Raw genomic sequence first — 25,843 nt, forward strand, 5'->3', positions numbered from 1 at the left:
CCCCCCCCCCCCCCCCCCCCCCCCCCCCCCCCCCCCCCCCCCCCCCCCCCCCCCCCCCCCCCCCCCCCCCCGCCCCCGCCCCCCCCCCCCCCCCCCCCCCCCCCCCCCCCCCCCCCCCCCCCCCCCGGGTGGGGCTATCCGTCGAACGAAGCCGTGGCCAGCGGCTCGCCGCCGACCGGGCTGGTGACGATGCCGCGCAGCTTGCCGTCGAGCACCAGCGCGGAGGGGCTGCTGGCGATCGGGATCGAAGGCAGCCAGTCGTTGGCCATCTTGCGGTTGATCTCCAGGTACATGTCGACGCGCTTCTTCGGATCCGGCTCGCGGTCCGCCTCCTGGAGGTCGTCGACGAGCTCCTGGCCGAACCCGAGCAGGCCGGTGTCGAACGCGTTGTCGGTGGCGCCGAACAGGATGCCCAGGAAGTTCTGGGCGCTGTTGTAGTGGCCCGTGGTGCCGAGCAGGTAGACCGGGGCCTGGCCCGCCTCACGACCGCTGAGGTAGCCGCCGGCCCAGGGCTTGGTGATCGGCTCGACCTGGACGCCGACGGCTTCGAGGTCGGCCTTGATCAGGTCGAAGAAGCGCTTCGGCTCGGGCATGTACGGGCGCGTGACCTCGGTCGGGTACCAAAGCTGGATCTTGAGCTTGGGCACGCCGGCCTCGGCGAGCAGCGCGCGCGCCTTGTCCGGGTTGTACGGGTACCCCTCGACCTTGTCGTCGTAGCCCTCGACGGAACGGGGGACGAACTGCGTCACGGTCTCGGAGCCCTCGGGCAGCAGCGTGTCGACGATCCGCTGCTTGTTGATCGCCCAGGCGATGGCCTGGCGGACGCGGAGGTCCTTGAGCTCGGGCGCGGTGGTCGCGTTCAGGCCGACGTACATGACGTTGAACGGCGGCCGGGTGACGACCTGGAACCCCTGGTCCTTCAGGCTCTGCCAGTCGCGGGGAGCCGGCAGGTCGTAGGCGTGGATGGTACCGGCCTCAAGCTCCTGACGGCGGGCCGTCTCGTCCGGGATCGTGCGGAACTCGATGCCCGCGATCTTCGGCGCGTCGCCCCAGTACTTGTCGTTGCGCGCGAGCTTGACCGTGCCGGACGAGTCGTCGTACGAGACGAAGGTGAACGGGCCGGTCCCGGTCGGGTGCAGGCGGCCGTACTCGGGGAAGGCGAAGCCCTCGCCCTTGGCCTCGACGTCGTTGGCGTTGTACTTCTCCATCGCCGCCGGGCTCGACATGGCGTAGGTGCCGTGCGCGAGGATGGTGGGGAACTTCGAGCTCGGGTTGGTCAGGCTCAGCACGACCTTGGACTTGTCCGGAGCCTCGCATCCGGCGTACAGCGAGGGGGTCTTGTCGCCCTCGAAGCCGCCGAAGTCGTTCACCCAGGTGTGGGCGACCGCCGAGGTGCGCGCGATCTTGGGCTGCTTGTACCAGCGTTCGAAGTTCGCGCAGACGGCCGCGGCGTCGAAGGCCGTGCCGTCATGGAAGGTGACGCCGTCGCGGAGCTGGAAGGTCCACTGCCTGCCGTCCTCGCTCTGCTCCCAGGAGACCGCCAGGCCGGGGGCGGGGTCGGCGGTGCCGGGCTTGAGGCTGAGCAGTCCTTCGTACATCTGGTTGTTCACCCGGGCGGTCTCGCCGTCCGAGGTGTAGAACGGGTCGAAGAGCGACGGGGCGCCCGCGGCGCCGTAGACGAGGACCTTGGCGGCCGATCCGTCGCCGCTGCCCTGGGCGGCCGGCTCGGTGCCCTTGGCGGACGTGTCACCACCCCACGAGCAGGAGGTCAGGAGCATCACGCCGGCGAGCGTGACGACCCCCCCGGTCTTCTTGAACTTCATCGTTACTCCTGATCTTGGGTGTGGGAGAGGGGAAGTCGCGCGCCGTAGAACCAGAGGCGGGAGAAGCCGCCGTCGGGCAGGGCGCGCACGCGGACCTGCCGCACGTCGGTGTCGGGGAACTCGATGGTGGTCGTCGCCCCGGAGGTGATGTCGAACGTTCCAAGCGCCGCCCAGCCGGAGGTCTCGTCCGCCCGCGCCTCGACGGCGATCCGGGCCGCGCAGTTGCCGCGGAACGGCGTGGCGACGACCTCCAGCGTCCGCAGCCGGACGGGCTCCGGCCAGGAGAGCTCGGCGAAATGCCGGTCCGCGTCGGACCGCCGGGGAGTCTCCCAGCCGTCGTGCGTGTTCCGCGGCATCGCGTGGGAGATCACCGACCACGGGTCACCGAAGGAACCCTCCGACGCGCGCACGCGGCAGCCGAGCCGGATGTCCGAGAGGCGCACTCCCGCAGGCGGGCGGCTGCGGTCGACGTCGACGACGCCGTACGCGCGGAAGCGGGCGACTCCGCCGTCGGGGAAGACGCGCAGCCGGACGAAGGAGGCCGAGCGCCCGGCGTCGGCGACCGGATACTCGTTCACGGTGTTCGGCTGTACCTCGGCGTCGGCGAGGATCTCCTGCCACGGGCCCTCGGCGGCGTCGGAGACGTCGACGCTGATGCTCCTCGGGGCGTTGAAACGGAACCCGGTGGTCTCCAGCTCGACCCGGTCGATCCGGCCGGCGTGGGCGGCGCGGATCACGACCCAGTCGTGGTCGGGGTTGTGCCGGCGGCTCTCCCAGCCGTCGACGTCCGCTCCGCGCAGCCCGTAGGTGCCGGGGCGCTGCGGCGTCGTCGAGAGGAGCAGGGCGTCGGCCGCGCCGAAGAACTCGTCCGAGCAGTCCACCACGGACGCCCCGAGCTCACGGGCCAGCAGGTTGAGGGTCATCGTCGCTCTCCTTCGTCGTTCCGCGCCTCGTCGTCCAGGTGCGCGACGACATCCGCGCCGCGCGTCCACCACAGGCCGTCCATGCCGCGCAGGGCGCGCAGCGCCTCGCGCAGGTGCGCGAACCGGAACGGCTGGCCGATGAGCCAGGGGTGGAGCCCCAGCACCAGCGTCCGGGTGCGGGGGGCGTCCTCTTCGAGCAGCCGCCGCGCGGACGCGGTGACGTTGTCGGCCCAGACGCGGATCGGGGTGCCGCGCTTGAGGTGGGAGAACACGTCATCCAGGTGGATGTTCACCGGGATGTCCACGATGTCGCCCCGGGACGTGGCCAGGATGTTCGGCGCCTCGTCGTTGGGCCAGTCGGCGGTCCAGCGGATGCCGAGGCCGGCGAGGTCTTCCAGGGTCGTCGTGGACTGCGCGTAGTCCAGGCCGCTCCAGCCGGTCGGCCGGACGCCGGCGGCCTCGGCCACGGCGTCGATCGACTCGGCGAGGTAGGCGCGCTGCTCTTCGGCGCTCATCCCGTCGTGCAGGATGCCGGCGCCGTCCAGGCCGTGGGCCGCGAACTCCGCGCCGGACTCGGCGACGCGCTCTACCAGGCGGGGACGGTGCCGGGCGGAGAAGGCGTCGATCGCGACCGTCGGGGCGATCTCCAGCTCGTCGAGGAGGTCGAGGATCCGGAACGCGCCGACCCGCAGCCCGTACTCGTGCTGCGACGTGCTGTGCACGTCCATGATCTGCGGGTACGGCCCGCGCATGGCCACGCTGGACGGCGGGAGGCCGGGCGCGGAGCCGGGGAGCGCGGGCACGTGGTCGAGGTGCATCAGCACGACCACGGCCAGGCGCGAGCCACCGGGCCAGCCGCGGTTCGGGGCGAGGCGGGAGCCGCCTTCGGCCTCGTGCAACGGTCTCACAAGCCGCATGTCAGCACCATCCGATCGCATCGACGTGGGCGGCGATCTGCTCCGGCGTGGTCCACCAGATGTCGTCCCGCGAGCCCAGCCGCTCGAACATCTGCGCCAGGTGGCCGATCCGGTGGGGGATGCCCATGTACAGGGGGTGGAGCGCGACCGTCATGACGTACGCGGTGTCGCGTTCGTGGGCCTCGGCGGAGAGCACCTCGTACTGCGACTGGACGATCTCGGCGAAGTAGTCGCTGTCGAGGCCGAACATCGGCGACCCGGGGAAGATCAGCGCGTCGTTGACCTCGCGGGAGTAGGGCACGCCGATCAGCCGCCCGCCGCTCGGCCCGTCGAGCCGGAACGGCTGGTCGTCGATGAACCAGTCGGTCGTGTAGGTCATCCCCGCCTCGGCCATCAGCCGGTAGGTGGCCGGGGTGGCGCTGAACGACGGCCCCAGCATCCCCCGCATGCGGTAGCCGGTGAGCTCCTGCACGGTGGAGATGGTGTAGTCGTAGAACTCGCGTTCCGCGCTCTCTGACTCGCCGAACAGGAGCCGGCTGTTATAGGTGCCGTGGCTCATGAAGCTCCACCGCCGGTCCACCATCGCCTCGGCGATGTCCGGGTACAGGCGCAGTACCTCGCAGTTGAGCGAGCAGGTCACCCGCACGGGGGAGTCGTCGAGCACCTCCAGCATCCGCCAGAAGCCGACGCGGTTGCCGAAGTCGCGGAACGCGTAGCCGACGATGTCCGGCTTGGCCGGCACGCGGTAGAAGTAGTCCCGGTGCGGGTTCGTCGGCGGGAGATACTCGTAGTGCTCGATGTTCATCACCACGTTCACGGCGACGCGCTTGCCGTCGGGCAGGGGCAGGCGTTCGCGCCGGTCGAGTGGCCGGTAGCTGAGGAACTCGTCCATCACTGGTCCTTTACGTATCCGCTTCAGGGCACGGTCGCGGGCTGCGGGATCAGCGCCTCGACGACCTCGTCCAGGCCGCGGACACGGCCGAGCTGCGGGAAGACGGCCCGCACCGAGTGGTGGTGCTGGTCTGCGGTGTAGGCCGACATCGCCTCGGGAACGAAGACGATGTTGTAGGCGTGGTCGTACGCCGCGCGGGCGGTCCCCTCGACACCGAATCCGGTCGAGATCCCAGCCATGATCACGGTGGTGATCCCGCGACGGCGGAGCTGCAGGTCGAGGTCGGAGCCGTGGAACGCGTTCCAGCTACGCTTCACGATCACCGGCTCGGTGGGCAGCGGATCGACGCCGGGCAGGAAGTGGTCCCAGCCGGGCCGCCTTACCGGGCGTGCGGGGCGCTCGACGTCGGTGAGCAGCTTGCCGCCGAGCGAGTCGCCCTCGTCGGGCAGGAAGCTGGTGCGCACGTGCACGACAAGGCCGCCCGCGTTCCGAGTCGCGTCGATCAGCCTGAGGCAGCGCTCGACGACGTCCCCGGCGGGGTGCGGGTGCACGGGGTGGTCGGCGTTCGCGCCCTGCAGGTCGATGAGGATGAGCGCGGTGCGCAGCGGATCGATGTCGGTCACACCATTTCCTTCCATGGGATACGAGGGGATACGGGGGGCTATTGGGGGATACGAGTGGGTCAAGCGCCGAGGATCTGGCGGGTCATGCGAAGCAAGGTCTCCTCGGAGCCCGTCCCGGTGGCTTTGCAGAGCAGCCGCAGGCCGTCGAAGTCGCCCCCGGTGATGCGGGCGGTCGGGCACAGCGGCTCCAGTTCGAGCCCGGCGCTCAGGCTCGTGCCGCCGAGCTGCTGGACCAGCGCCGTCGTGGTCAGGCCGCCGCTGGCGATCACGCCGAGGCACTTGTTCTCGCTGCGGGCCGAGGCGTCGAGCAGGCCGCGCACCGCCTTGGCGAGCTGCTCGGCGACGACCCAGCGGTCGGGGTCGTCGCGGTCGGTCTCGTGCAGCGCGAGGATCCGGTGTGAGGCGAGCACCTCGTGCGCGGCGTCCGCGCCCCAGCTCGCGGCCTCGGTGGCGGTGGTGATCAGCGCGCGGGGGCCGTACGCCGCTCCGAGCCTGCGCAGTTGCGCGCGGTCGATCTCGTGGTTGCCCGGGGTGACCACGACGACGAAGCCGTCGCGGCCGAGGTCCGGGTAGAACCTCAGCCAGCCGCCGGTGCTGGCGGTCGCGACGGCGTGTCCCTCTTCGCGGAGCCGGGTCGCGGCCTCCGCCGCGCTGCCCAGGTGCGCCTCGACGGTGCCGTCGAGGACGAACCGCCGGATGCCGCGGGCGCGGGCGTCGAGGATGTGCGCGGTGACGGCGTCGGCGCCCTGGTTCAGCACCGTGAGCCCGATCAGCTCGGCGTCCTCGGTGCGGATCGCGGCCCGCACGTCGACGTCGAGCCCGTTGCCCACCGGCATGGGGGCGAGCAGATGGCCGTCGACGCAGACCCGGCCGGCGGTCGGATAGGCCGGGACGACGAGAAGGACGCCTTTGCCGTCCTGTCCCGCGTCGATCCCGGCGATCAGCGCGTCCGGGGATCCGCGCAGCTCGGCGTTGAGCTTCACCTCGACCCGCTCGCAGCCGTGGTCGTCGAGCCAGGCCGCCCACTCGCGGATGCGCGCCTCGGCGGCGCCCGCGGCGTGGTGCAGGTCGAGGTCGACGACGATGGCGTCCGCGTCGGAGACGACGGACGCCGGGTCGCGCACGATCACCGGGTCGAGCCCGCGCTGGCGCAGCCGGGAGGCTACCGCGACGGCTCCCTGCAGGTCCTCTGCGAGGATGCCCATGGCCGGCCCACGGGGGGGACGCGGCGTCTTCGAGGGGGCCATCGGCGGGGTTTCCGTTCTCGACGTCGACAAGTCCCCCGAGAGTAATGATGCCGATGACCAGCAGTCATTCGACGAATGTCGCACGTTCTCCGGCGACGGACGTCACGACCGGCCGACCCCCTGAGGGGCGGGGCGAAGGTGTGCGTGATCGACTTGACGTCGCCTGTCGATCGCCCAGAGGGCCAGCGCGCAGGCCGCGAATCCGGCCCCGAGGAGGGAGGAACCCGCCCAGCCGTAGGCGGTGTGGACGGCGGTGGTCGTGGCCGCGCCGAGGGCCGAGCCGAGCGAGTAGAAGACCATGTTGGCGCCGATGACGCCGCTGGTGCCGTCCGGATTCGCGGCGGTGAGCACGTGCTGGTTGCTCACGTGCACGGCCTGGACCGCGAAGTCGAGGACCACGATTCCGGCCATGAGCAGCCAGAGCGACCACGGCAGTTGCGCGATCGCCGCCCACGAGAGGATGAGCAGGGCGAGCGCGAGGCCGGTGACCCGGGTCGCCCGTCCGGCGTCCGCCCAGCGTCCCGCGCGTGCCGCGCCGAGCGCGCCGGTGAGCCCGGCGACGCCGAACAGCCCGATCCGGGTCTCGCTCAACTGCCATGGCTCGTCCGCCAGCGGCAGGGACAGCCCGCTCCACAGGGTTCCGAAGGAGGCGAACAGGAAGAACGTGATGAGCCCGCGCGTCACGAAGAGGCGCTGCCTGAACAGGCCGAAGAGCGAGCCGACGGCCCCTCTGTACCCCGTGGACGGCCGGGGACACCGCTCCGGCGGCAGTGCGACGAGGACGAGGGCCATCAGCCCGAGTGACAGCACGGCGAGCACGACGTAGACGCTCCGCCAGCCCCACACCTCGGCGAGCGTGCCGGTCAGGACCCGCGCTCCCAGGATGCCGACCACGACGCCCGAGGTCACCACGCCGATGGTGCGTCCACGCTGGTCGGGCGGTGAGATCGACGCGGCGTAGGCCACCGTGGTCTGCACCACGACCGCGAACACCCCCGCGGCCGCGAGCCCGGCGAACGCCACCCACGCGACCGGCGCCACGGCGGTAAGGATCATGCCCGCCGCGGTGAGCGCGAGGTGCGCGGCGATGAGCCGCCGCCGGTCGGCCACGTCGCCGAGCGGCACCAGCAGCACCAGTCCCGCCAGGTAGCCGAGCTGGGGGGTCGCGACGATCCATCCGGTGAGCTCCGCCGGCACGCCGAGATCGCGTCCCATCGGCTCCAGCACCGGCTGGGCGGCGTAGATGCTCGCCACCGCCACACCGCACACCACCGCGAGCAGCCACCGCCACCACGCGTTCATCGCACCCGACTCCGATCAGTAGCAAATTGCAACCAAGCTGACCATAGGACATAATGGTTTCAATCTGCAACTCATCTGGAGGTGGCCATGCTCGCCCCGGACCCCGGCTGGACCGACGCCGACTGCCCCGTCGCGCGCACGCTCGACCTGGTCGGCGACCGGTGGAGCCTGCTCGTCGTCCGCGACGCCATGGACGGCGCGCGATCGTTCACCGAGTTCCAGCGACGCACCGGCATCGCCCGCAACATCCTCAGTGACCGCCTCCGCAAGCTCATCGCCCACGGACTGCTCGCCCAGCGCACCGCGGCGTCGGGCCGCCGTCAGGAATACGTCCTCACCGACGCCGGCCGCGCCCTCTTCCCCGTCATCCTCACGCTGCGCCAATGGGGCGAACGTCACGCCTTCGCCCCGGACGAGCCCCACTCCACCCTCGTCGACGAGCACGGCGTCCCCGTCCCCGAGGTCGTGCTGACCGGCAGGAACGGAGCCCCCCTCGACTCCGACACCACTCAGGTCCGAAAGACCCGATGAGGCCGGGCCGCTGCTGGCCGAGCGGAAGGCGGGGCGGATCCGCGCGGCCCTGGACCCCGACGCCGGGGCGTTGCTGCTGATCGGGACGGCGCACCAGCGGGCCTTGCATCAGTATCTGCCGGGCCCGCTGGCCGCCCGCTTCCTGCCGCCGGTGGAGGCGGTCGCCGAGGCGCTGCTTCCGGCCTTCCGGCATGAGTGAATCCGGAGACCCGCCTAGCCGCGCCTTGTCTTCCGGTCGCTTCCGATCACAGGTGCTCGGTGAACCAGTCGGCGGCCACGAGGGCCGTCTTCCTGCGTACCTCCGTGTCCTGGTAAAGGGTCAGGTGGGTGGAGCGGGGCACGACATGGAACTTCTTGCGCGGGCCGGGGATCTCCTCGTACGCGTGCGCCGCGAGGTCCCAGTGGGTGTGGTCGTCGCCCTCGGCGACGCACATCAGCGTCGGGGTGGCGACCAGGCGGGACAGGAAGGGGCGGACGCTGTAGGCGAGGAGCATCTCGGTCGACTGCGCGGTGGCGTCTCCCACGTAGCCCGGCGCCTCCGATTCCTTGATGCTCGCGAAGACCCCCCGGCTGGCGGGGAACGGGAACGTGCCGACCGCGCCCAGTTCGACCGGCTGGTGATCGATGTAGGAGTGCTCGCCCGTGTCGTACAGCCGCTGCCGGGCCGTCTCAAGGGCCGTCCCCAGCGCGCGGAAGCTCACCGTTCCGTGGGCGAGGCGCAGGTTGTCGTACCCGTCGATGACCGGGACCACTGAGCAGACGGCGCGGACCCGGGGGTCGAGGGCGCCCAGGATGAGCACGTGGCCGCCGCTGTAGGAGATGCCCCAGGCGCCGATCCGGCCGGCGTCCACTTCGTCGCGGGCCTGCAGGAAGGAGACCGCGTTCCGGTAGTCCTCGATCTGCTTCCACGGGTCGATGTGCCGGCGCGGCTCGCCGGTGCTGCCGCCGAAGTACCGGTAGTCGATCACCAGGGCGGCGATGCCCGACTGTGCGAACACCTCCGCGAACAGCGGTTGCGCCACCTCCTTGACGTAGCACCAGCCTCCGGCCAGCACGACCGCGGGATGGGGGCCAGGCCCGTCCGGTAGATAGAGCAACCCGCTCAGTCGCTCACCCTCGCTCGGCACGGTCACCGGCGTCGGCGTCACCGTACGTGGTTCTGACATTCCCGCCTCCATAGTCGTTTAGCGGCAAGGTATCACCAATACGCGCGACTGCCCGCATAGTGAACACAACTTCTTGCGACGGCATCCAGGGCGCGGAGGCCCCCCTAACTGCCGAGAAAGCCGGGGATCATCAGGTCTTCCGCAGGATGGCTCGATCCTCCGGCCCTCGTGGAAGGCGCCGGGAGGCCTTGACGGTCCCCCGACTCGATTCTCATAATACGTACCTATGTTCACAGAACGTTCGTATCGTCAAGTTGGTCGCCGTGCGTAGCGAACCGGTACGCATCGGAGTCTGCGGTCTCGGCAGCATCGGGCGTGAGGCCACCCGCCTGCTGCTCGACCACAGGACGGGGTTCGAGATCGTCGGCGCGGCCACCAAGGAGCCGGACGCCGTGGGACGGCCGCTGCACGAGGTGGTAAGCGCGTCCACGGCCACGGGACCCGTCGTGGTGAGCGACCTTCGGGAGGTGCTCGCCGCCGGGCCGGAGATCATGATCTACGCGACTGGATCGTTCCTGCGCGACACGACGGACGACCTCATCGCCTGCGCGGCGGCCGGAGTCGACGTCGTCTCGCCCTGCGAGGAACTGGCCTTCCCGTTCGGACGCTTCGCCGACGCGGCGGCCGGGATCGACGCCGCCGCCAGGGCGGGTGGCGCGACCCTCCTCGGCACCGGGGTGAATCCGGGCTTCACCTTCGACTCACTTCTCATCGCGGCCACGGGCTCCGCCTGGGACGTCCGCGGCGTCCGCGGCCGCCGTACGGTGGACGTCGCAGGTTTCGGGCAGAACATCCATCTTCGCCTGGGCATCGGCTACACCGACGCCGAGTTCCGTGAGGGTCACGAGGCCGGGACCATCGCCGGTCACGTGGGTTTCCCCGAGTCCATCGAGCTGGTGTGCGAGCGGCTCGGGCTCAAGCTGGACGCTCCGGTCACGGAGGAGTTCGAGCCGTACATCGCCGAGACCCCCGCGCCCACGAAGTACGGCAACGTCCCGGCCGGGCGAACCGAGGGCTTCCTGCAACGGGCCACCGGCATGGTGGGCGGCAGGCCGTTCATCCAGCTCGAACTGGTCCTGCACCTGCGTCCGGCGGACGCGGGGTTCGAGACCACGGACTCCTTCTCCGTCGAGGGCGTCCACCCGGTCAACCTGGTGATGTCCCCCGGCATGGACGCGATCCCCGCGACCTCCGCGCAGTTGGTGAACAGCATGCCGGGGGTGCTGCACGCGGCGCCCGGCCTCAAGACCGTCAAGGATCTGCCGGTCGCCGGCGCATGGCACGACCTCCGGATCGATCCCTTCCGCTGAACATCGATCCCTTCCGTTGAAACAGGTGCGCATGTCCCATATCGAGTCCCCTCCGGCCACGCCGGCGGTCCCGTTCACGGGGCTGCCGATCGGGGCGGCGGAGCAGGATGAAGCCCACGACTTCTACCGCCGCATGTCGATCGTCCGCGCGGTCGAACTGGAGATAGAGAAGATGCACCGCCTCGGGCGGATGTCCGGGTCGTTCCACTCGTCGATGGGGCAGGAGGCGGCGGCCGTCGGCGTCTGCGCCGCGCTGCGTCCGGCGGACCTGGTCACCAGCACCCACCGGGGCCACGGGCACGCGCTCGCCAAGGGCGTCCCCATCGAGGGGGTCTTCGCGGAGCTGTTCGGCCGCGCGTCCGGCGTCAGCGGCGGGCGCGGCGGGTCGATGCACCTGCACCACCGCCCGTCCGGCTTCCTGGGCGAGAACGCCATCGTGGCCGGCGGTGTCCCCTGGGCGGCCGGCGCCGCCTGGGCGCGCAGGCGGCAGGGAACCGACGACATCGGGGTCGCGTTCATCGGGGACGGCGGATTCGCGCAGGGCGTGACGCACGAGACCCTGCTCATCTCGCGGTTCTGGAACAGCCCGTGCCTGATCGTCTGTGAGAACAACGGCCTCGCCCACTCGATGCCGTCCGAGCGGCTCTTCGGCCCGCCCGGGTCGATCGCGCGCATGGTGGAGGCGACCGGAGTGCGCTCCCTCCACGTCGACGGCCGCGACGTGATGGCGGTCGCCGAGGCCGCCAGGGAACTGGTCGCGGAAGTACGGCGCGGCGTCCCGGCCTTCCTCGAATGCAGCGTCTTCCGGGTGCGGCCGCACAGCCTCTCCGACCCCGACTACCGCTACCGTCCCCGGCGGGCCGGGCAGGACTGGCTGGCGCTGAACGACCCGATCGCCAACCTCCGCGCGCGGCTGGCGCCCCTTCCCGCCAACCGCCTGGCGCGCATCGACGCCGAGGTGGCGGAGGAGATCGCCGGGGCGCTGGAACGGGCCGAGGCCGCGTCGCGTCCCCCCGCGTCGGCCGCCACGTCGTTCGTCTATTCCTCCCCGGAGCTGCAGAACCATGCGTGAACTCAAGTACGCCGAGGCGATCCGTGCCGCCATGGAGGCCGAGATGGCGATCGACGACACGGTCGTGGTCATGGGCGAGGAGGTCGCCGCTCTGGGCGGCGTGTTCACCACCACCCAGGGCCTGGCCGACAAGTTCGGGGACCACCGCGTGCTCGACTCGCCCATCTGCGAGGCGGGCGTGGTCGGGTTCGCCATCGGCGCGGCCGTCGAGGGGATGCGCCCGGTCGTCGAGATCATGTTCTCGGACTTCGTGCTCCTGGCCCTCGACCAGATCATCAACCTGGGCGCCAAGGCGCGGTTCATGAGCGGCGGCCAGTTCGGCATGCCGCTGACGATCCGCATGCCCGGCGGCGCCGGCACCAACCACGGCCCGCAGCACTCCCAGAGCCTGGAGACGATCTTCGCCAACGTGCCGGGCCTCGTGGTGGCCATGCCCGGCAACGTGTCCGACGCCTACTGGATGCTCCGCCACGCCATCCGGTCCGATGATCTGGTGATCTTCCTGGAGAGCAAGAACCTCTACTTCAGGGAGACGGGGCGGATCGACGAGCAGAGCGGCCCCGAAGGGTACGGCGCCCGGGTCGTGCGCGGCGGTGACGACCTGACCGTCGTCTCCGCCGGCCGGATGGTCGGCCGTTGCCGCGAGGCGGCGGAGGAACTCGCCGCCGAGGGCATCTCCTGTGAGGTCGTCGACCTGCGCTACCTGTGGCCGATGGACACCGCGACGATCGAGGCGTCGCTGCGGCGGACGGCCAAGCTCGCCGTGGTCTACGAGGCCGTCGAATTCTGCGGCTGGGGCGGAGAGGTGGCCGCCTGGGCCTCCGAGCACTGCTTCGAGAGCCTCGACGGGCCGGTGGTGCGCATCGGCTCCGAACGCGTGCCGATCCCGTTCGGGCACCACCTGGAGGACGAGATCGTGCCCACCACCGGACGCATCGTCGCCGAGTTGCGCAAGCTGGCCAGTTACTGATCGTCGCCACGGCGACCTAGGAGCGACATGAGATTCGCAGTCGACACCGGTGGTACGTTCACCGACCTCGTCATCGAGGACGACGACGGCCGCCTGAGCATTCACAAGAGCTCGACCGTGCCCTCCGATCCGGTTCGCGGCATTCTGGACGCGTTCGAGGTGGCCGCGGCGGACCGCGGATGCACGCGGAGGGAACTGCTCGGCCAGGGCGGCATGCTCGTCCACGGCACGACCCGGGGGCTGAACGCCGTCCTGACGCGGAACGTGGCCAAGACCGCGTTCCTCACCACCGACGGCCATCCCGACATCCTGCTGCTCCGCGAGGGGGGGCGGCGGGACATCTTCAACCAGCGGCAGCCGTATCCCCAGCCGTACATCCCCCGCTCGCTGACCTTCGAGGTGCCCGAGCGCATCGGGTCACAGGGCGAGGTTGTGCGGGAGCTCGACGCGGCGGCGGTGATAGAGCTGGCCGCGCGGCTGCGGGAGGCGGAGGTCGAGGCGGTAGCCGTCTGCCTGCTGTGGTCGATCGTCAACCCGGCTCACGAGCTGCGGGTGGGGGAGCTGCTGGAGGAGTTCCTGCCCGGAGTTCCGGTGACGCTGTCCCACAAGGTCAACCCGTGCGTCCGGGAGTACCGCCGGGCGTCCGCGACCGCCATGGACGCCTCGCTCAAGCCGCTGATGACGCGGTACATCGACGGCCTGCAGGGCCGTCTCGCCGAGGCGGGATTCTCCGGCCGGCTCCTCATCGTCACCTCCTCCGGAGGCGCGCTGGACGCGGAGGACGTGGCGGAGGCCCCGATCCACTCGCTCAACTCGGGGCCCTCGATGGCCCCGGTGGCCGGTCGTCACTACGCGGGCATCGACGCCGCCTCGAAGATGGCGATCGTCGCCGACACGGGCGGGACCAGCTACGACGTGAGCGTGGTCAGGCACGGGCTCATCCCGTGGACGCGCGAGTCCTGGATCGGCCCGCCCTTCCAGGGGCACATGACCGGTTTCCCGTCCATCGACGTCCGCAGCGTCGGTGCGGGTGGCGGCAGCATCGCCTGGGTGGACGCCGGCGGCCTGCTCCGGGTGGGCCCGGACAGCGCGGGCGCCGATCCGGGGCCGGTGTGCTACGGCCGGGGCGGAACCCGTCCCACGATGACCGACGCCTGCCTGGTGCTCGGCTACCTCGACCCGAAGTACTTCCTCGGCGGCAGGTCCGAGCTGGACCTGGACGCGGCCCGGGCCGCCGTCCAGGCCGAGGTGGGCGATCCGCTGGACCTGGACGTGATGGAGGCCGCGGCGGCCATCTACCAGCTCGCGACCGAGCGGATGGTCGGCGCGATCGAGGAGATCACCGGTCAGAAGGGCATCGACCCCGCTCAGGCGGTCCTCGTCGGCGGCGGCGGCGCGGCCGGATTCAACACCGTGGCGATCGGACGGCGGCTCGGCTGCCCCGAGGTCATCGTCCCGGTGATGGGCCCGGCCCTCAGCGCGGCCGGGGCGCTCATCTCCGAGCTCTCGCGCGGCTTCGAGATCACCTGCCGGACCAGCGACGAGTCGTTCGACTTCGAGCGCGTGAACGCGGTGCTGGCCGAGCTGGCCGAGCGGGCCCAAAGCTTCATCGACGGACCGGGGGAGGGGGCCGTCGAGAGCACGATCGAGTTCTCGGTGGAGGCCCGCTACCCGCACCAGGTCTGGGAGCTGGAGGTGCAGCTCGGCACGGACGGCGCACTGGACGCGGACCGCCTCACCAGGCTCTCCGCCGACTTCCACGAGGCCCATCGGGACGCCTTCGCGGTCGCCGACCCGGACTCGCCCATCGAGTTCGAGAGCTGGCACGCCCGCGCACGCTGCCGGATCACCGAGCCGCGCCTGCCCGAGGCCGACTTCGGCGACGCCTCCAGGCAGGAGCGCGAGATCTACCTGCCCGGCGTCGGCCCGGTTCGCGCGGACGTCTGGCGGCTCGGCTCCATGCCCGTGGACAAGGAGCTGCGGGGACCGGCCATCGTCGAGACGGCGACCACGACGATCGTGGTCAACGACGGCGCCTCGTTCTCCCGCAGGAGCAGCGGGACGGTTCACATCGTGCCCGGGGCGCGGGCGAATCAGATCGTGCCCGGGGCGCGGGCGAATCAGATCGTGCCCGGGGCGCGGGCGAACGCCGCCCACCCACCCACCGCGGACAGCATCACCCCCTGAAGGAGGGACCGACTATGGACGGCGTTCGCATGGCTGTCATCAGCAACCGGTTGAACGTGGTGGTCGAAGGCATGATGAACACGGTCTTCCGGTCAAGCCGGTCCGGTGTTCTGAACAGCGCCCACGACTTCTCCTGCTGCATCGTCAGCGCCGACCATCGACTGGTGATGGGCGCTGAGAGCCTTCCCATTCACATGATGAGCGGGCCCGACCTGATCTCGCGGGCCATTCTCGACGTTTACCCCGAGATGCGCCGGGGCGACGCCTTCCTGCACAACTCCCCGTACAACGGCAACTCGCACGCGGCCGACCACGCCATGCTGGTGCCGATCGTGGACGACGACGGCGTGCACCGCTTCTCCGTGCTCGCCAAGGCCCACCAGGCGGACTGCGGGAACTCGCAGCCGACGACCTACCTGGCCTCCGCCCGCGACGTCTACGAGGAGGGTGCGCTGCTGTTCGACGCCTGCCGGGTACAGGCGGACTACCAGGACAACGACGACATCCTGCGGATGCTGCGGCTGCGGGTCAGGGTGCCCGACCAGTGGTGGGGCGACTACCTCGCCCTGCTCGGTGCCGTGCGCCTGGGCGAGCGCCGGATGACCGAGCTGGGCCGGGAACTCGGGTGGGACGTGCTCGACGAGTTCGTGGGCGAGTGGCTGACCTACAGCGAGACGCTCATGCGCGCGGCGATCTCCAAGCTGCCCGCCGGACGGCTGACGGTGACAACGCGGCACGACCCGTTCCCCGGCATCCCGGACGGCCTGGACCTCAAGATCGACATCGACGTGCGCCCGGAGACGGAAGAGATCCACGTCGACCTGACGGAGAACGCCGACTGCCTGCCCAACGGGCTGAACCTGACGGAGTCGACCGCGGCCACGGCCGCGATGATCGGCGTGTTCAACTCGGTCGGGGAGGGCGTCCCGCCCAACGCGGGCAGCCTGCGCCGGGTCGGCGTGAAGCTCCGGGAGAACTGCGCGGTGGGCATCCCGTCCCATCCGCACAGTTGCTCGGCGGCCACGACCAACCTGGCCGACCGGGTGGCCAACGCCGTGCAGCGCGGGCTGGCCCAGCTCGGCGAGGGCATGGGGCTGGCGGAGTGCGGGGCGGTCATCCCGGCGGCGGCGGCGGTCGTGTCCGGCACCGACCCGCGGGCCGGTGACCGTCCGTTCGTCAACCAGATCTTCCTCGCGGTCACCGGGGGAGCCGCCACGCCGTGGACGGACGCGTGGCTGACGATCTTCCACGTGGGCTGCGCCGGGATGCTCCGCCGCGACAGCGTGGAGATCGCCGAGATGACCCACCCGATCCGGGTCCACCGGCAGCGGCTCGTCCCGGACACCGAGGGCGCGGGCCGCTATCGCGGCGCTCCCTCGGCGGAGGTCGAGTACGGGCCGGTGGACACCAGCATGACCGTGGCCTACGGGGCCGACGGCGCCGTCCACCCTGCCCTCGGGGCGCGCGGCGGCCTCGCCGGGGGCCTCACCCGGCACCTGCGCCGCGACGCGTCCGGCGACCTGACCGAGCTGCCCTCGCAGGGTCTCGTCGAGCTACGGGACGGCGAGCGGATCGTGTCCATCACTGCCGGTGGCGGCGGCTACGGCCCGCCGGTGGAACGCGAGCCCGCCAGGGTGCGGGAGGACGTGCGGGAAGGCTGGATCACTGCGGGGCGCGCGCGTGACGTCTACGGCGTCGCGCTGTGCGAGGACCTGTCGATCGACGAGGCGGCGACCGCCCTGCTGCGCGGTGCGGCGGCTTCTTCGTCCAGCGAGCGATAGGAGTCCTGCGCACATGGTCGTCTCCGTCACCATGCCGCTTCTCGGCGAGAGCGTCGTCGAGGGCACCGTCACCCGATGGCTGAAGAAGGAGGGTGAGCGGGTCGAGGCCGGCGAGCCGCTGCTCGAGGTGTCGACCGACAAGGTCGACACCGAGATCCCGGCGCCCGGCGCGGGAACGCTCCGAACGATCAAGGTCGGCGAGGACGAGACGGTTCCCATCGGCGCCGAGCTCGCGACGATCGACGGCGGAGCCCCGGAACCCTCTCCCCCCGCGCCCGTGCCGGTACCCGCACCGGTGCCGGTGCCAGCGCCCGCACCAGCGCCAGCGTCGGTGGCGGTGGCGGTGGTCACGCCCGTCCCTCCCATCTCCCCCAGGCCGTCGGCGAGGACCGGAGGCGGCGGGCCGTTCCTGACCCTGCACGTCCGCAGGCTCGCCGCCGAGCGCGGCGTGGACCTGGGCTCGCTGAAGGGCACCGGCGCCGGCGGCCGGATCCGGCGGCAGGACGTGCTGGCCGCCACCGCCACCGCAGTCACCGCCCCTGCCACCACCAACGCCGTCGCTGTTGGAACGGAACCGAGCCCCCGGCGCGGCACGACCGAGAAGATGAGCGAGCGGCAGCGGGCGAGGGCCGCCCGCCTGGTCGATTCGCTCCGGGAGAGCGCGCAGCTCACCACGGTCGTGGAGGCGGACGTCACCCGTATCGCACGCCTGTGCGAGGCGGCGGGGCCCGGCTTCAAGGCGCGGGAGGGCGTCGAGCTCTCGTTCCTCCCGTTCCTGGCGCTGGCCGCCGTCGAGGCGTTGCGGGCGTATCCCGTCGTCAACAGCGGCGTGGACCGGGAGGCCCGGGAGATCCGCTACCACGACGGCGAGCACCTCGGCATCGCCGTCGACACGGACCACGGCCAGGTCGTGCCGGTGATACGGAACGCGGGAGACCTCGGTCTCACCGGCCTGGCCCGCAGGTGCGCGGACCTGGTGGAGCGGGCCGGAGCGGCCCGTCTCACGACGGACGAGCTGACCGGGCGCACGTTCACGCTGATCGACGGCATGGCGCGGGAAACGCTGTTCGACACCCCGATCCTCGACCGGCCGCAGGCCGCCCTCCTCGGAGTGGGAGCCGTGGTCAAGCGGCCCGTCGTGGTGACCGACCCGGAGCTGGGCGAGGTCATCGCGGTGCGGTCGATGGTCCACCTGGCCCTGACCTACGACCACTGTGTGATCGACGGGGCCGACGCCGCGCGCTTCCTGACCACGGTGAAGCGACGCCTGGAGGCAGGGGACTTCGCGCCCGGCATCCAGGAACCACCAAGCAGGCGCACATATTGACCAGGAGGATTTCATGAAATTCGGACTCGCCGTCTTCTCGACGGATCGCGGCCTGATGCCAGGAGATCTCGCCCGGACGGCCGAGGAGAACGGGTTCGAATCGCTCTTCTTCCCGGAGCACACCCATATGCCGGTCCACCGAACGGCGCACTTCCTGCCCGAGGGCGGCGACGTCCCGGTCGAATACCGCCGGACCCTGGACCCGTTCGTGGCGCTCACCGCCGCGGCGTGCGCGACCCGCGATCTCAAGCTGGGCACCGGCATCTGCCTGGTCACGCAGCGGGACCCGATCACCACGGCCAAGGAGGTCGCCACGCTGGACCACATCTCCGGCGGGAGGTTCCTGTTCGGCGTGGCCGCCGGATGGAACCGGGAGGAGATGCGGAACCACGGCACGGACCCGCGGCGCCGGCTGTCGGTGATGGCCGATCGCATCGCGGCCATGCGGGCGATCTGGACCCAGGACGAGGCGTCCTACCAGGGGCCGTACGTCTCCTTCGACCGGATCGAGTCCTGGCCGAAGCCCGTGCAGGCCGAGGTGCCGATCCTGATCGGCGGTAACGGCCCGACGGTCATCGACCGGGTGCTGTCCTACGGAACGGAGTGGCTGCCGGAGTCCCGGCCCGACCTGGTCGGGCGCATCGCGGAATACCGGGCCCGAGCCCGCGAGGCGGGCTGGGAGGACGCTCCGGTCACGGTGTTCGGCTGCGATCCGGACGACGTGGCCCGGTACGAGGAGGCCGGTGTGCACCGCTGTGTCTTCTGGATCCCCCCGAACGACGCGTCCGCGGCTCACCGGCGGGTCGGGGAGCTGACCGAACGGCTCGGCCTGGACCGCCCGGCTACGCGGTCCTGATCGTGCATGTATTCACGAAGCGAACACCATTGTGGTGTCCGGCTGCCCTGACCCGGTTGCTTTAACGCTTCCTATCAGGTTCTTCATCCAAAAAGTCAATCCTTGACCTTCCTTCCTCCGTTCATTAATTTCTGGTTCATATACCGAGCGTATGCCCGGATATCGATCTAACTGGGAGGTGCGATGTCGCACCCACAAGGCTTGCGAACAAGAAACCTGAGTCTGCTGGCCATCAGCCTGTTGTCCTTCGGGGTCGTGTCATGCGGTGCGGGCGGCGGCTCGGCCGCCGAGGCGGGCAAGGGCTCCCTGGAGTGCCGGGACGGCAAGATCCTCATCGGTGTCGCGAAGGCCGAGAGCGGCTTCGCGTCCTTCTTCGACGTGGCCGGCGAACGGGGGCTTGAGGTCGCCGTCGACGAGATCAACGCCAAGGGCGGCATCAAGGGATGCCAGATCAGCATGATCTCCGGGGACACCAAGTCCGATCCGGCGATCGCCGCCGAGGTGGCCCGCTCCCTCATCGAGAAGGGCGCGCAGATCCTCGTCGTCGCCGACGACTTCGACACCGGCGTGGCCGCCGCGCGCGTCGGCCAGAAGACCGGCCTGCTGACGCTGTCGCTGGCCGCCTCCTCGACCGTCTTCGGCAAGGCGGTCGGCGACCTCTTCTTCAGCGGTGGGATCACCACCACCGAACTCGGGCTCGCCCAGGGGAAGTACGCCCTGGACAAGCGCTGGACGAAGACCTTCCAGATCCTCGATCCCGGCCTGGCCTACTTCACCGAGCAGGACGCCGCGTACCGGAAGATCTATGAGGCGGGCGGCGGAACGGTCACCGCCGTCGAACGGGTGGACTCACTCGGCGGCCAGTCCGACTTCAGCTCCACCATCTCCAAGATCAAGGCCGCCAAGCCGGACGTCGTCCAGGCGCTGGCGGTCTTCCCCGCCGTCGGCACGTTCGTGAAGCAACTGCGCGCGGCGGGCGTCGAGACCCCGGTCGTCGGCAACATCACGCTGCAGACCCGGGAACTGCCCAAGCTCGTCGGGCCCGGCCAGTCCAACGCGATCCACTACGCCGCGCAGGTCTACTTCGACGGGGCCGGCATCGACTCGGCCATCGATCCGGCAATCGCGAAGTTCGCCGAGGCCTACGAGAAGAAGTTCGGCCAGTTCCCCGAGCAGGCGAACGCCCCCGGCGCCTACCAGACCTTCATGGCCGTCAACGAGGCGCTGCAGCGCAAGGAGGTCACCGACGCGAAGTCGGCGGCCAACGCGATCCGGGCCCAGAAGGGGCTGAAGGTCCCCGGCGGCACGCTGGACAGCTGGAAGGACGGCTACGCCATCTGGAACCCGACGATCGTCGGGCTGAACGAAGGCAAGTTCAAGCGGCTGATCGACTACGACGCGACGGCGCTCAGAAGCGAGGGGGCGTGAGCGCGTCCGCCCTGGCGGGAACGGCGGGCCGGGGCGCCGGCGCCCCGGCCACGCCGCTCCTCGAAGCGTCACGGATCATCAAGCGCTTCGCCGGTGTCACCGCGCTCAACGGAGCCGGACTCACCCTCGCGGCCGGCGAGGTGCTCGGGCTGATCGGGCCGAACGGTTCGGGCAAGACCACCCTGGTCAACTGCGTGTCCGGGGTGCTGCCGATCGACGGCGGCGAGATCCGGCTGAAGGGCCGGGCCGTGACGCGCGCGTCGCGGGTCGAGCGGGCCAGGCTGGGCATCGCCAGGACGTTCCAGAACCTCAAGCTGTTCGGCGAGCTGACCGTGCGGGACAACGTCATGGTGGGACGCAACGCCTCCCGTACCCGGGGGTCGGATCGCGACGCCGTCGAGGCCCTGCTCGCCGACCTGCACCTGACCGACCTCGCCCGGGAGGTCGTGTCCGCCCTGCCGTACGGTCACCAGCGCCGCGTGGAGATCGCGCGGGCCCTGGCCGGCGACCCCGACGTCCTCCTGCTCGACGAACCCGCCGCGGGCCTGAACGACGGCGAGACCGCCGAGCTGCGCGGCCTGCTGCACCGGGTACGGCGGGAACGCGGGTGCGGCATCGTGCTGATCGACCACGACATGAACCTCGTCCTGGGCGTCAGCAACCGGGTCCAGGTCCTGGACGAGGGACGGATCATCTACGAGGGCGCCCCCCAGGACGCCTTCAAGCAGCCCGAGGTCGTCGACGCCTACCTGGGGTCCGCATGAGCGCGCGTCCGCTGCTGGAGGTCAAGGACCTCAGCGTCGGGTACGGCTCGACGAAGGTGCTCAAGGGCGTCTCGCTCACGGTCGAACCCGGCGAGGCGGTGGCGGTGCTCGGCGCCAACGGCGCGGGCAAGTCGACGCTGATGAAGGTGATCTCCGGGTTGCTGACCCCGTGGGAGGGCACCGTCACGTTCGACGGCCGGGACGTCACCCGGATGCCCGCGGAGGAACGCGCCGGGCTCGGCGTCGCCCTCGCCCCCGAGGGCCGCGGCATCTTCGCCACGCTCTCCATCGAGGAGAACCTCCTCATCGGGGCGACCAGCGTGCAGGGCCGCATGTCGGCGCGCGACTTCCGCCGGCACAAGAAGGAACGGCTGGACCGGGTCTACGCCACGTTCGACGTCCTCGCCAGAAGGCGGACGGACAAAGGGTGCAACCTGTCCGGTGGCCAGCAGCAGATGCTCGCCATAGGCCGGGCGCTGATGGCCGCCCCGACGTTGCTCGTCCTCGACGAGCCGTGCCTGGGACTCGCTCCCAAGATGGGAAACGAGGTGTACTCGGTGCTTCACGATCTACGGCAGGCCGGGCAGAGCGTCATCGTGGTGGAGGAATCGTCCAGGCGGGCGCTCGACTTCGTCGACCGGGCCTGCTGCCTCAAGCTGGGGGAGAAGGTCCTGGACGGCAGCGCCGCCATGATGAAGGCCGATGACCTGCTGCTGGAGGCGTACTTCGGGGTCAGCGGAGCCGAGAAGTCATGATCAAGATCGTCCAGAACCTGCTCGACGCCCTGAGCGTGGGGGCCACCTACGCCCTGCTGGCGCTCGGCCTGACGCTGATCTTCAGCGTCATGAACCTCATCAACTTCGCGTACGGGCTCCTCCTGGTCTGGGGGGCGTACGCCGCGTACGCTCTCGGCGCCGCCGGAGTGCCGTTCGTGCTCGTCGTCCCGCTGTGCGTCATCTTCGTCACCGTGCTGTCCATGGTGATGGGGCGCGTCGCCTTCCGGCCCTTCATCGGCGCGCCGCCGATCACGTTGCTGATCACGTCGTTCGGGGTGCTCCTCGTCGGCCAGTACCTGGCGATCCTGATCTTCGGTGAGAAGCCGCACGTGCTGGAGGTGCCGGCCTTCCTCAACAGCGTCATCACCGCGGGGGAACTGCGGATCCCCGCCCTGCAACTGATCACCATCGCGAGCGGCGTGCTCATCGTCGGGGCCTTCTACGCCCTGCTGAACCGGACCGCCTTCGGCGCCCGGTTGCGGGCGTCGGCGGAGCAGCCGGAGACGGCGCGTCTCATGGGGATCAAGCCCGACCGTGTGCTGATGCTGGCGTTCGCGATCAGTGGTGTGATCGCCGGCGTCGTCGGGCTGCTCTGGTTCGTCAAGGTGGGAGCGGTGACGCCGCGCTCCGACCTCGAACCCACCCTCAAGGCGTTCATCGCGCTCGTGCTCGGAGGTCTGGGGCGTGTCTCCGGGGCGATCCTCGGCGGTCTGGCACTCGGCGCGATCGAGGTCCTCATGAACATCACCCTGCCGGCCGGCGCGATCGTCTACGCCCAGGCGATCGTCTTCGCGATCGTCATCGCGATCCTGGTGCTGCGACCTGGCGGACTCGGCGGCACTCGGACGGAGGCGGCATGAAACTCCCGTTGACCCTGCGTAGGGACCATCTGCCCGGGCCGATGGGACGGCTCGGCGCGATCGTCGGCCCGGTGCTGGCCGCCGGGCTGGTCACCGTGGTCGGCGCGCTGCTCTCGCTCGATCCGACCATGTCCGAGATCGTGCTGCTGTTCGGCATCAACGCGATCCTGGTCGTCGGCTTCCAGGTGTTCGTGGGCAACACCGGCATCGTCTCCTTCGGCCACGTCGCGTTCATGGCCCTCGGCGCGTACGCCGGAGGCGTCGCCGCGATGCCGGTGGTGGACAAGCAGATGATCCTGCCCGACCTGCCGGGGGTGCTGGCCGGCGTCGAGGTGGGGTTCGTTCCTGCGCTCCTGGTGGGCGGCGCGGCCGCCGCCGTGGTTGCGCTCGTCACCGGACCGGCCCTGCTGCGCCTGTCCGGGGCCGCCGCGTCGATCGCCACCCTCGGCCTGCTGGTCATCGTCAACAACGTGCTGGCCCAGGCGACCCCGCTCACGAGGGGGCCGCAGGCGCTGTTCGGCGTCCCGGAGAACACCACCTTCGCCGGGGTGTTCGGCGCGGTCGCCGCAGTGGTGTGCCTCAGCGCGTGGTTCAAGTGGTCGCCCGCCGGACTTCGGGCCCGCGCGGTGCGCGACCAGCCCACGGCGGCGGAGTCGGCGGGAGTGCCGGTGCTGCGCGCCCGCCTGTGGGCGTTCGTGCTCTCCGCGTTCATCACCGGTATCGCGGGGGCCCTGTACGCCCAGCTTCTCACCGCCTTCTCGCCGGGCTCCTTCTACATTCCGCAGCTCGTGCTGGTGATCGCGATGGCGATCGTCGGCGGCGTCGGCAGCGTCAGCGGCGCGTTGCTGGGGGCCGCCGTCATCACCGTGCTGAACGAGGTCCTCCGGCGGGTGGAGAACGGGATGTCCATCGGCGACTTCGAGATCCACGCGGCCACCGGCATCTCCTCGGCGGTGCTGGGCGTGGCCTTGATCCTCATGCTCCGATGGCGGCCGAACGGGCTGTTCGGATCCCTGGAGATGCAGGTCGAGCCGCCTGCCGGTGACCGGCCCGCCGATGATCAGCCCGCCGGTGACCGGCCCGTGGTGCACGCGCGCACCCAGGAATGAACCCCCCGGAGTCTCCACGGGGAGAAGAGGACGGTCTCCGCCCGCCGGCCCGGCGGGCGGAGATCAGCGCGTCGTCACAGGTCCAGGGTGATCTCCGGAGTCCACGCGCGGGACACGCACGAGTGCATCCGGTCCGTCGTGCCCTCGGGCAGCAGCGAGTCGCGGTGCTCGGGCACGCCGTCCAGCACCCCGACCGAGCAGGCGCCGCAGACCCCGCGCAGGCAGGACCCGGGGGCGGGCACCCGGTTGCGCCGCAGCGCGTCGAGCAGGCTGGTGCCGGCGGGCACCTCCACGCGGATCCCGGAGCGCGCGCACAGCGCGGTGAACGGCTCGTCCGGCCGTACCGACCGCGCGACGGGCGCGAACCGTTCGGTGTGCAGGCTCGCGGCCGGCCAGCCGGCCATGGCCTGCTCCAACGCGGTGATCAGGCCGGACGGCCCGCAGCAGTACACCCCGGTGCCCTCACGGGGCGCTCCCAGGGCCGCCCGCAGGTCGAGCAGCCCGCGCTCGTCGGACGCGTGCAGCCTGACGCCGCCGCCCAGCCGGGCCAGCTCGTCCCGGAACGCCGCGTCCTCCGGAGTCCGCACGGTGTAGATCAGCCGCCACGGGACACCCGTGCGCTGCGCCTGCTTCACCATCGGGAGTATCGGGGTGATCCCGATGCCGCCGGCGACGAAGACATAGCGCTCGGCCGCCTCCAGCCGGAAGTGGTTCCGCGGCTCCCACACCCGCACCTGCTTGCCCTCCCGGAGGTACGAATGCACGTATTCCGAGGCGCCACGGGACAGGCGCTCCTTGAGCACCGCGACGCGGTACCGCCGCGTGTCGCCGGGGTCGCCGCACAGGGAGTACTGGCGAAGATGACGCGTGATGAGCTGGACGTCGATGTGGGCGCCCGGCTCCCAGGGCGGGAGTTCGCCTCCGGCCGGATCGACCAGCCGCAGGGCCACGATGTTCCGGGCCTCGCGTTCGATCGCCTCGATGGTGAGCCGCCGGCCGCCTTCGTTGACCATCATCTGCTTCTTCTCCCGGCCCTCAGTACAGGTCCTGGTAGCCGGACTCGAAGACCTGGTTCATCTTCTCCGCGCTCATTTCCGGCGTCGCCGCCGCGTCCGCCCAGAACTGCCCGGGCGAGGGGATCTCCCCGGCCAGCTCCTGCATGTCCGGCTCCCACAGCCGGGACCTCAGCAGGGCTCGTCCGCAGTGCAGGTAGACCTCGTCGATCTCGACGACGAGGGCCAGGTCGGGGCGGACGTGATCCTGTTCGAGCATGGTCCGCAGGTCCTCGTCGTCGGTCAGGTAGGCGCGCCCGTTGACGCGCAGGGTCTCGACCGTGCCCGGGACGAAGAAGAGCAGGCCGACGTGTGGATTGTCGGCGATGTTCTCGAAGGAGTCGGCGATCTTATTGCCGATCCGGTCCGGAACGACGATGGTCCGTTCATCGAGGACTCGGGCGAATCCGGGATAGTCGCCCCGGGGCGAGCAGTCCGCCAGGCCGGCCGCGTCCGCCGTGGCCATGCAACAGAACGGTGAATGCGCGAGGAAGGTCATGCAATTACGGTCGAGATGATTCAGGATTTTCAGGAGGGTCACATCGTCGGGTCTGCCGACCAGCTCCCGCATCTCCTGCCTGCCGAGCCGCCGGTAACCCGTGCTCCACGGCGTCTCCGCGGTCGTGCCGGCGTCCGAGGGGCGTTCCGCTCGCGGACCGCGCCTGTCCTCCTCTTGACGGTCAAGCAAATGTTCGCCAAGCGACGCATCGTTCATATAGTGAGCGTAGCTGACCGTCGTCGACTCCGGAAGCGGGGTGGGGTGCCCGGCTCGTCCGGCTCGTCCGGCGACGGTCGCGGGGGGGGCGGGGGGCCCCCCCCCCCCCGGCCCCCCCCCCCGGGGGGGGGGGGCCCGGGCGGGAACGTCAGCGTCCGTGGCGGTTGCCCTGGGAGCCGAAGGAACGGCGGTCCTGGCGGTAGCCGCCACCG

General features: G+C 70.8%; 24 protein-coding genes. 14 read left to right on the top strand and 10 right to left on the bottom strand.

Features of this window, described 5'->3' with window-relative positions; translation table 11 throughout:
• Nucleotides 1–134: 134 nt before the first annotated feature.
• The 7 genes from P3X83_RS36175 to P3X83_RS36205 all read right to left on the bottom strand — a co-directional run bounded on the left by P3X83_RS36175 (nt 135) and on the right by P3X83_RS36205 (nt 7,727).
• The gene (locus P3X83_RS36175; protein ID WP_277309869.1) at nt 135–1,823 is read right to left on the bottom strand and encodes an ABC transporter substrate-binding protein; all 1,689 of its coding nucleotides are present in this window, start codon (nt 1,821–1,823) and stop codon (nt 135–137) included.
• Between the two features lie 2 nt (nt 1,824–1,825).
• On the bottom strand, nt 1,826–2,746 hold the full coding sequence (locus P3X83_RS36180) for a hypothetical protein (protein ID WP_277309870.1): 921 nt from the start codon (nt 2,744–2,746) through the stop codon (nt 1,826–1,828).
• Nucleotides 2,743–3,663, bottom strand: coding sequence for a polysaccharide deacetylase family protein (locus tag P3X83_RS36185; RefSeq protein WP_277309871.1), 921 nt, complete (start codon nt 3,661–3,663; stop codon nt 2,743–2,745). Before P3X83_RS36185 ends, P3X83_RS36180 begins: the two co-directional genes overlap by 4 nt.
• Nucleotide 3,664: 1 nt before the next feature.
• Complete coding sequence (locus tag P3X83_RS36190) at nt 3,665–4,555, bottom strand: polysaccharide deacetylase family protein (RefSeq protein ID WP_277309872.1); 891 nt, start codon at nt 4,553–4,555, stop codon at nt 3,665–3,667.
• A 23-nt stretch (nt 4,556–4,578) separates the two neighbouring features.
• Nucleotides 4,579–5,178 (bottom strand): isochorismatase family protein, encoded by a 600-nt coding sequence (locus P3X83_RS36195; protein ID WP_277309873.1) that lies wholly within the window; start codon nt 5,176–5,178, stop codon nt 4,579–4,581.
• Between the two features lie 59 nt (nt 5,179–5,237).
• Complete coding sequence (locus P3X83_RS36200) at nt 5,238–6,383, bottom strand: four-carbon acid sugar kinase family protein (RefSeq protein WP_277309874.1); 1,146 nt, start codon at nt 6,381–6,383, stop codon at nt 5,238–5,240.
• 144 nt (nt 6,384–6,527) lie between these two features.
• Nucleotides 6,528–7,727, bottom strand: coding sequence for an MFS transporter (locus P3X83_RS36205; protein ID WP_277309875.1), 1,200 nt, complete (start codon nt 7,725–7,727; stop codon nt 6,528–6,530).
• 87 nt (nt 7,728–7,814) lie between these two features.
• Here P3X83_RS36205 and P3X83_RS36210 point away from each other — a divergent pair, with 87 nt between their 5' ends.
• Both P3X83_RS36210 and P3X83_RS36215 read left to right on the top strand, forming a co-directional pair.
• Nucleotides 7,815–8,258, top strand: a complete 444-nt coding sequence (locus tag P3X83_RS36210) for a helix-turn-helix domain-containing protein (RefSeq protein WP_277309876.1) — start codon at nt 7,815–7,817, stop codon at nt 8,256–8,258.
• 70 nt (nt 8,259–8,328) lie between these two features.
• Entirely contained in the window at nt 8,329–8,457 is a 129-nt protein-coding gene (locus P3X83_RS36215; protein WP_277309877.1) for a hypothetical protein, read from the top strand.
• A gap of 46 nt (nt 8,458–8,503) precedes the next feature.
• Here the strand turns inward: P3X83_RS36215 and P3X83_RS36220 are convergent, their stop codons facing one another.
• On the bottom strand, nt 8,504–9,424 hold the full coding sequence (locus P3X83_RS36220) for an alpha/beta hydrolase (protein ID WP_277309878.1): 921 nt from the start codon (nt 9,422–9,424) through the stop codon (nt 8,504–8,506).
• 263 nt (nt 9,425–9,687) lie between these two features.
• On the opposite strand from P3X83_RS36220, the gene P3X83_RS36225 reads away from it, so the two are divergent.
• The 12 genes from P3X83_RS36225 to P3X83_RS36280 all read left to right on the top strand — a co-directional run bounded on the left by P3X83_RS36225 (nt 9,688) and on the right by P3X83_RS36280 (nt 23,864).
• A complete protein-coding gene (locus P3X83_RS36225; RefSeq protein ID WP_277309879.1) occupies nt 9,688–10,734 on the top strand; it encodes a hypothetical protein in 1,047 nt (348 codons plus the stop codon).
• Between the two features lie 31 nt (nt 10,735–10,765).
• Nucleotides 10,766–11,806 carry a thiamine pyrophosphate-dependent dehydrogenase E1 component subunit alpha gene (locus P3X83_RS36230; RefSeq protein WP_277309880.1) on the top strand — a complete coding sequence of 347 codons (1,041 nt, stop codon included), beginning with the start codon at nt 10,766–10,768 and terminating at the stop codon, nt 11,804–11,806.
• Nucleotides 11,799–12,776, top strand: a complete 978-nt coding sequence (locus P3X83_RS36235) for a transketolase C-terminal domain-containing protein (protein WP_277309881.1) — start codon at nt 11,799–11,801, stop codon at nt 12,774–12,776. Before P3X83_RS36230 ends, P3X83_RS36235 begins: the two co-directional genes overlap by 8 nt.
• Before the next feature lie 27 nt (nt 12,777–12,803).
• A complete protein-coding gene (locus P3X83_RS36240) occupies nt 12,804–14,963 on the top strand; it encodes a hydantoinase/oxoprolinase family protein (RefSeq protein ID WP_277309882.1) in 2,160 nt (719 codons plus the stop codon).
• Between the two features lie 29 nt (nt 14,964–14,992).
• On the top strand, nt 14,993–16,744 hold the full coding sequence (locus P3X83_RS36245) for a hydantoinase B/oxoprolinase family protein (RefSeq protein ID WP_277309883.1): 1,752 nt from the start codon (nt 14,993–14,995) through the stop codon (nt 16,742–16,744).
• Nucleotides 16,745–16,757: 13 nt separating this feature from the next.
• Nucleotides 16,758–18,071 carry a 2-oxoglutarate dehydrogenase, E2 component, dihydrolipoamide succinyltransferase gene (gene sucB, locus P3X83_RS36250; RefSeq protein ID WP_277309884.1) on the top strand — a complete coding sequence of 438 codons (1,314 nt, stop codon included), beginning with the start codon at nt 16,758–16,760 and terminating at the stop codon, nt 18,069–18,071.
• Nucleotides 18,072–18,084: 13 nt separating this feature from the next.
• The gene (locus P3X83_RS36255) at nt 18,085–18,927 is read left to right on the top strand and encodes an LLM class F420-dependent oxidoreductase (protein WP_277309885.1); all 843 of its coding nucleotides are present in this window, start codon (nt 18,085–18,087) and stop codon (nt 18,925–18,927) included.
• A gap of 201 nt (nt 18,928–19,128) precedes the next feature.
• Complete coding sequence (locus P3X83_RS36260; protein WP_277309886.1) at nt 19,129–20,355, top strand: ABC transporter substrate-binding protein; 1,227 nt, start codon at nt 19,129–19,131, stop codon at nt 20,353–20,355.
• Nucleotides 20,352–21,119 (top strand): ABC transporter ATP-binding protein, encoded by a 768-nt coding sequence (locus tag P3X83_RS36265; protein WP_277309887.1) that lies wholly within the window; start codon nt 20,352–20,354, stop codon nt 21,117–21,119. Before P3X83_RS36260 ends, P3X83_RS36265 begins: the two co-directional genes overlap by 4 nt.
• A complete protein-coding gene (locus P3X83_RS36270) occupies nt 21,116–21,874 on the top strand; it encodes an ABC transporter ATP-binding protein (RefSeq protein WP_277309888.1) in 759 nt (252 codons plus the stop codon). Before P3X83_RS36265 ends, P3X83_RS36270 begins: the two co-directional genes overlap by 4 nt.
• Complete coding sequence (locus P3X83_RS36275) at nt 21,871–22,755, top strand: branched-chain amino acid ABC transporter permease (RefSeq protein ID WP_277309889.1); 885 nt, start codon at nt 21,871–21,873, stop codon at nt 22,753–22,755. Before P3X83_RS36270 ends, P3X83_RS36275 begins: the two co-directional genes overlap by 4 nt.
• Entirely contained in the window at nt 22,752–23,864 is a 1,113-nt protein-coding gene (locus P3X83_RS36280; protein ID WP_277309890.1) for a branched-chain amino acid ABC transporter permease, read from the top strand. Before P3X83_RS36275 ends, P3X83_RS36280 begins: the two co-directional genes overlap by 4 nt.
• A gap of 74 nt (nt 23,865–23,938) precedes the next feature.
• Here P3X83_RS36280 and P3X83_RS36285 read toward each other — a convergent pair whose 3' ends face one another.
• Together P3X83_RS36285 and P3X83_RS36290 are read right to left on the bottom strand one after the other, a co-directional pair.
• The gene (locus P3X83_RS36285) at nt 23,939–24,880 is read right to left on the bottom strand and encodes a PDR/VanB family oxidoreductase (protein ID WP_277309891.1); all 942 of its coding nucleotides are present in this window, start codon (nt 24,878–24,880) and stop codon (nt 23,939–23,941) included.
• Nucleotides 24,881–24,899: 19 nt separating this feature from the next.
• The gene (locus P3X83_RS36290) at nt 24,900–25,631 is read right to left on the bottom strand and encodes an MSMEG_1061 family FMN-dependent PPOX-type flavoprotein (RefSeq protein ID WP_346742780.1); all 732 of its coding nucleotides are present in this window, start codon (nt 25,629–25,631) and stop codon (nt 24,900–24,902) included.
• Nucleotides 25,632–25,843 lie beyond the last annotated feature (212 nt).

The organism is Spongiactinospora sp. TRM90649 (genome assembly GCF_029382225.1).
Classification (GTDB): Bacteria; Actinomycetota; Actinomycetes; order Streptosporangiales; family Streptosporangiaceae; genus Spongiactinospora.

Excerpts from the sequence above, each read along its gene's own strand:
- P3X83_RS36240 (WP_277309882.1), top strand. The coding sequence starts at position 12,804 with ATGAGATTCGCAGTCGACACCGGTGGTACGTTCACCGACCTCGTCATC.
- P3X83_RS36175 (WP_277309869.1), bottom strand. The coding sequence starts at position 1,823 with ATGAAGTTCAAGAAGACCGGGGGGGTCGTCACGCTCGCCGGCGTGATG.
- P3X83_RS36190 (WP_277309872.1), bottom strand. The coding sequence starts at position 4,555 with ATGGACGAGTTCCTCAGCTACCGGCCACTCGACCGGCGCGAACGCCTG.
- P3X83_RS36210 (WP_277309876.1), top strand. The coding sequence starts at position 7,815 with ATGCTCGCCCCGGACCCCGGCTGGACCGACGCCGACTGCCCCGTCGCG.
- P3X83_RS36290 (WP_346742780.1), bottom strand. The coding sequence starts at position 25,631 with ATGAACGATGCGTCGCTTGGCGAACATTTGCTTGACCGTCAAGAGGAG.
- P3X83_RS36245 (WP_277309883.1), top strand. The coding sequence starts at position 14,993 with ATGGCTGTCATCAGCAACCGGTTGAACGTGGTGGTCGAAGGCATGATG.
- P3X83_RS36285 (WP_277309891.1), bottom strand. The coding sequence starts at position 24,880 with ATGATGGTCAACGAAGGCGGCCGGCGGCTCACCATCGAGGCGATCGAA.
- P3X83_RS36230 (WP_277309880.1), top strand. The coding sequence starts at position 10,766 with ATGTCCCATATCGAGTCCCCTCCGGCCACGCCGGCGGTCCCGTTCACG.
- P3X83_RS36205 (WP_277309875.1), bottom strand. The coding sequence starts at position 7,727 with ATGAACGCGTGGTGGCGGTGGCTGCTCGCGGTGGTGTGCGGTGTGGCG.
- P3X83_RS36220 (WP_277309878.1), bottom strand. The coding sequence starts at position 9,424 with ATGTCAGAACCACGTACGGTGACGCCGACGCCGGTGACCGTGCCGAGC.
- P3X83_RS36235 (WP_277309881.1), top strand. The coding sequence starts at position 11,799 with ATGCGTGAACTCAAGTACGCCGAGGCGATCCGTGCCGCCATGGAGGCC.
- sucB (WP_277309884.1), top strand. The coding sequence starts at position 16,758 with ATGGTCGTCTCCGTCACCATGCCGCTTCTCGGCGAGAGCGTCGTCGAG.
- P3X83_RS36275 (WP_277309889.1), top strand. The coding sequence starts at position 21,871 with ATGATCAAGATCGTCCAGAACCTGCTCGACGCCCTGAGCGTGGGGGCC.
- P3X83_RS36270 (WP_277309888.1), top strand. The coding sequence starts at position 21,116 with ATGAGCGCGCGTCCGCTGCTGGAGGTCAAGGACCTCAGCGTCGGGTAC.
- P3X83_RS36280 (WP_277309890.1), top strand. The coding sequence starts at position 22,752 with ATGAAACTCCCGTTGACCCTGCGTAGGGACCATCTGCCCGGGCCGATG.
- P3X83_RS36185 (WP_277309871.1), bottom strand. The coding sequence starts at position 3,663 with ATGCGGCTTGTGAGACCGTTGCACGAGGCCGAAGGCGGCTCCCGCCTC.
- P3X83_RS36180 (WP_277309870.1), bottom strand. The coding sequence starts at position 2,746 with ATGACCCTCAACCTGCTGGCCCGTGAGCTCGGGGCGTCCGTGGTGGAC.
- P3X83_RS36255 (WP_277309885.1), top strand. The coding sequence starts at position 18,085 with ATGAAATTCGGACTCGCCGTCTTCTCGACGGATCGCGGCCTGATGCCA.
- P3X83_RS36200 (WP_277309874.1), bottom strand. The coding sequence starts at position 6,383 with ATGGGCATCCTCGCAGAGGACCTGCAGGGAGCCGTCGCGGTAGCCTCC.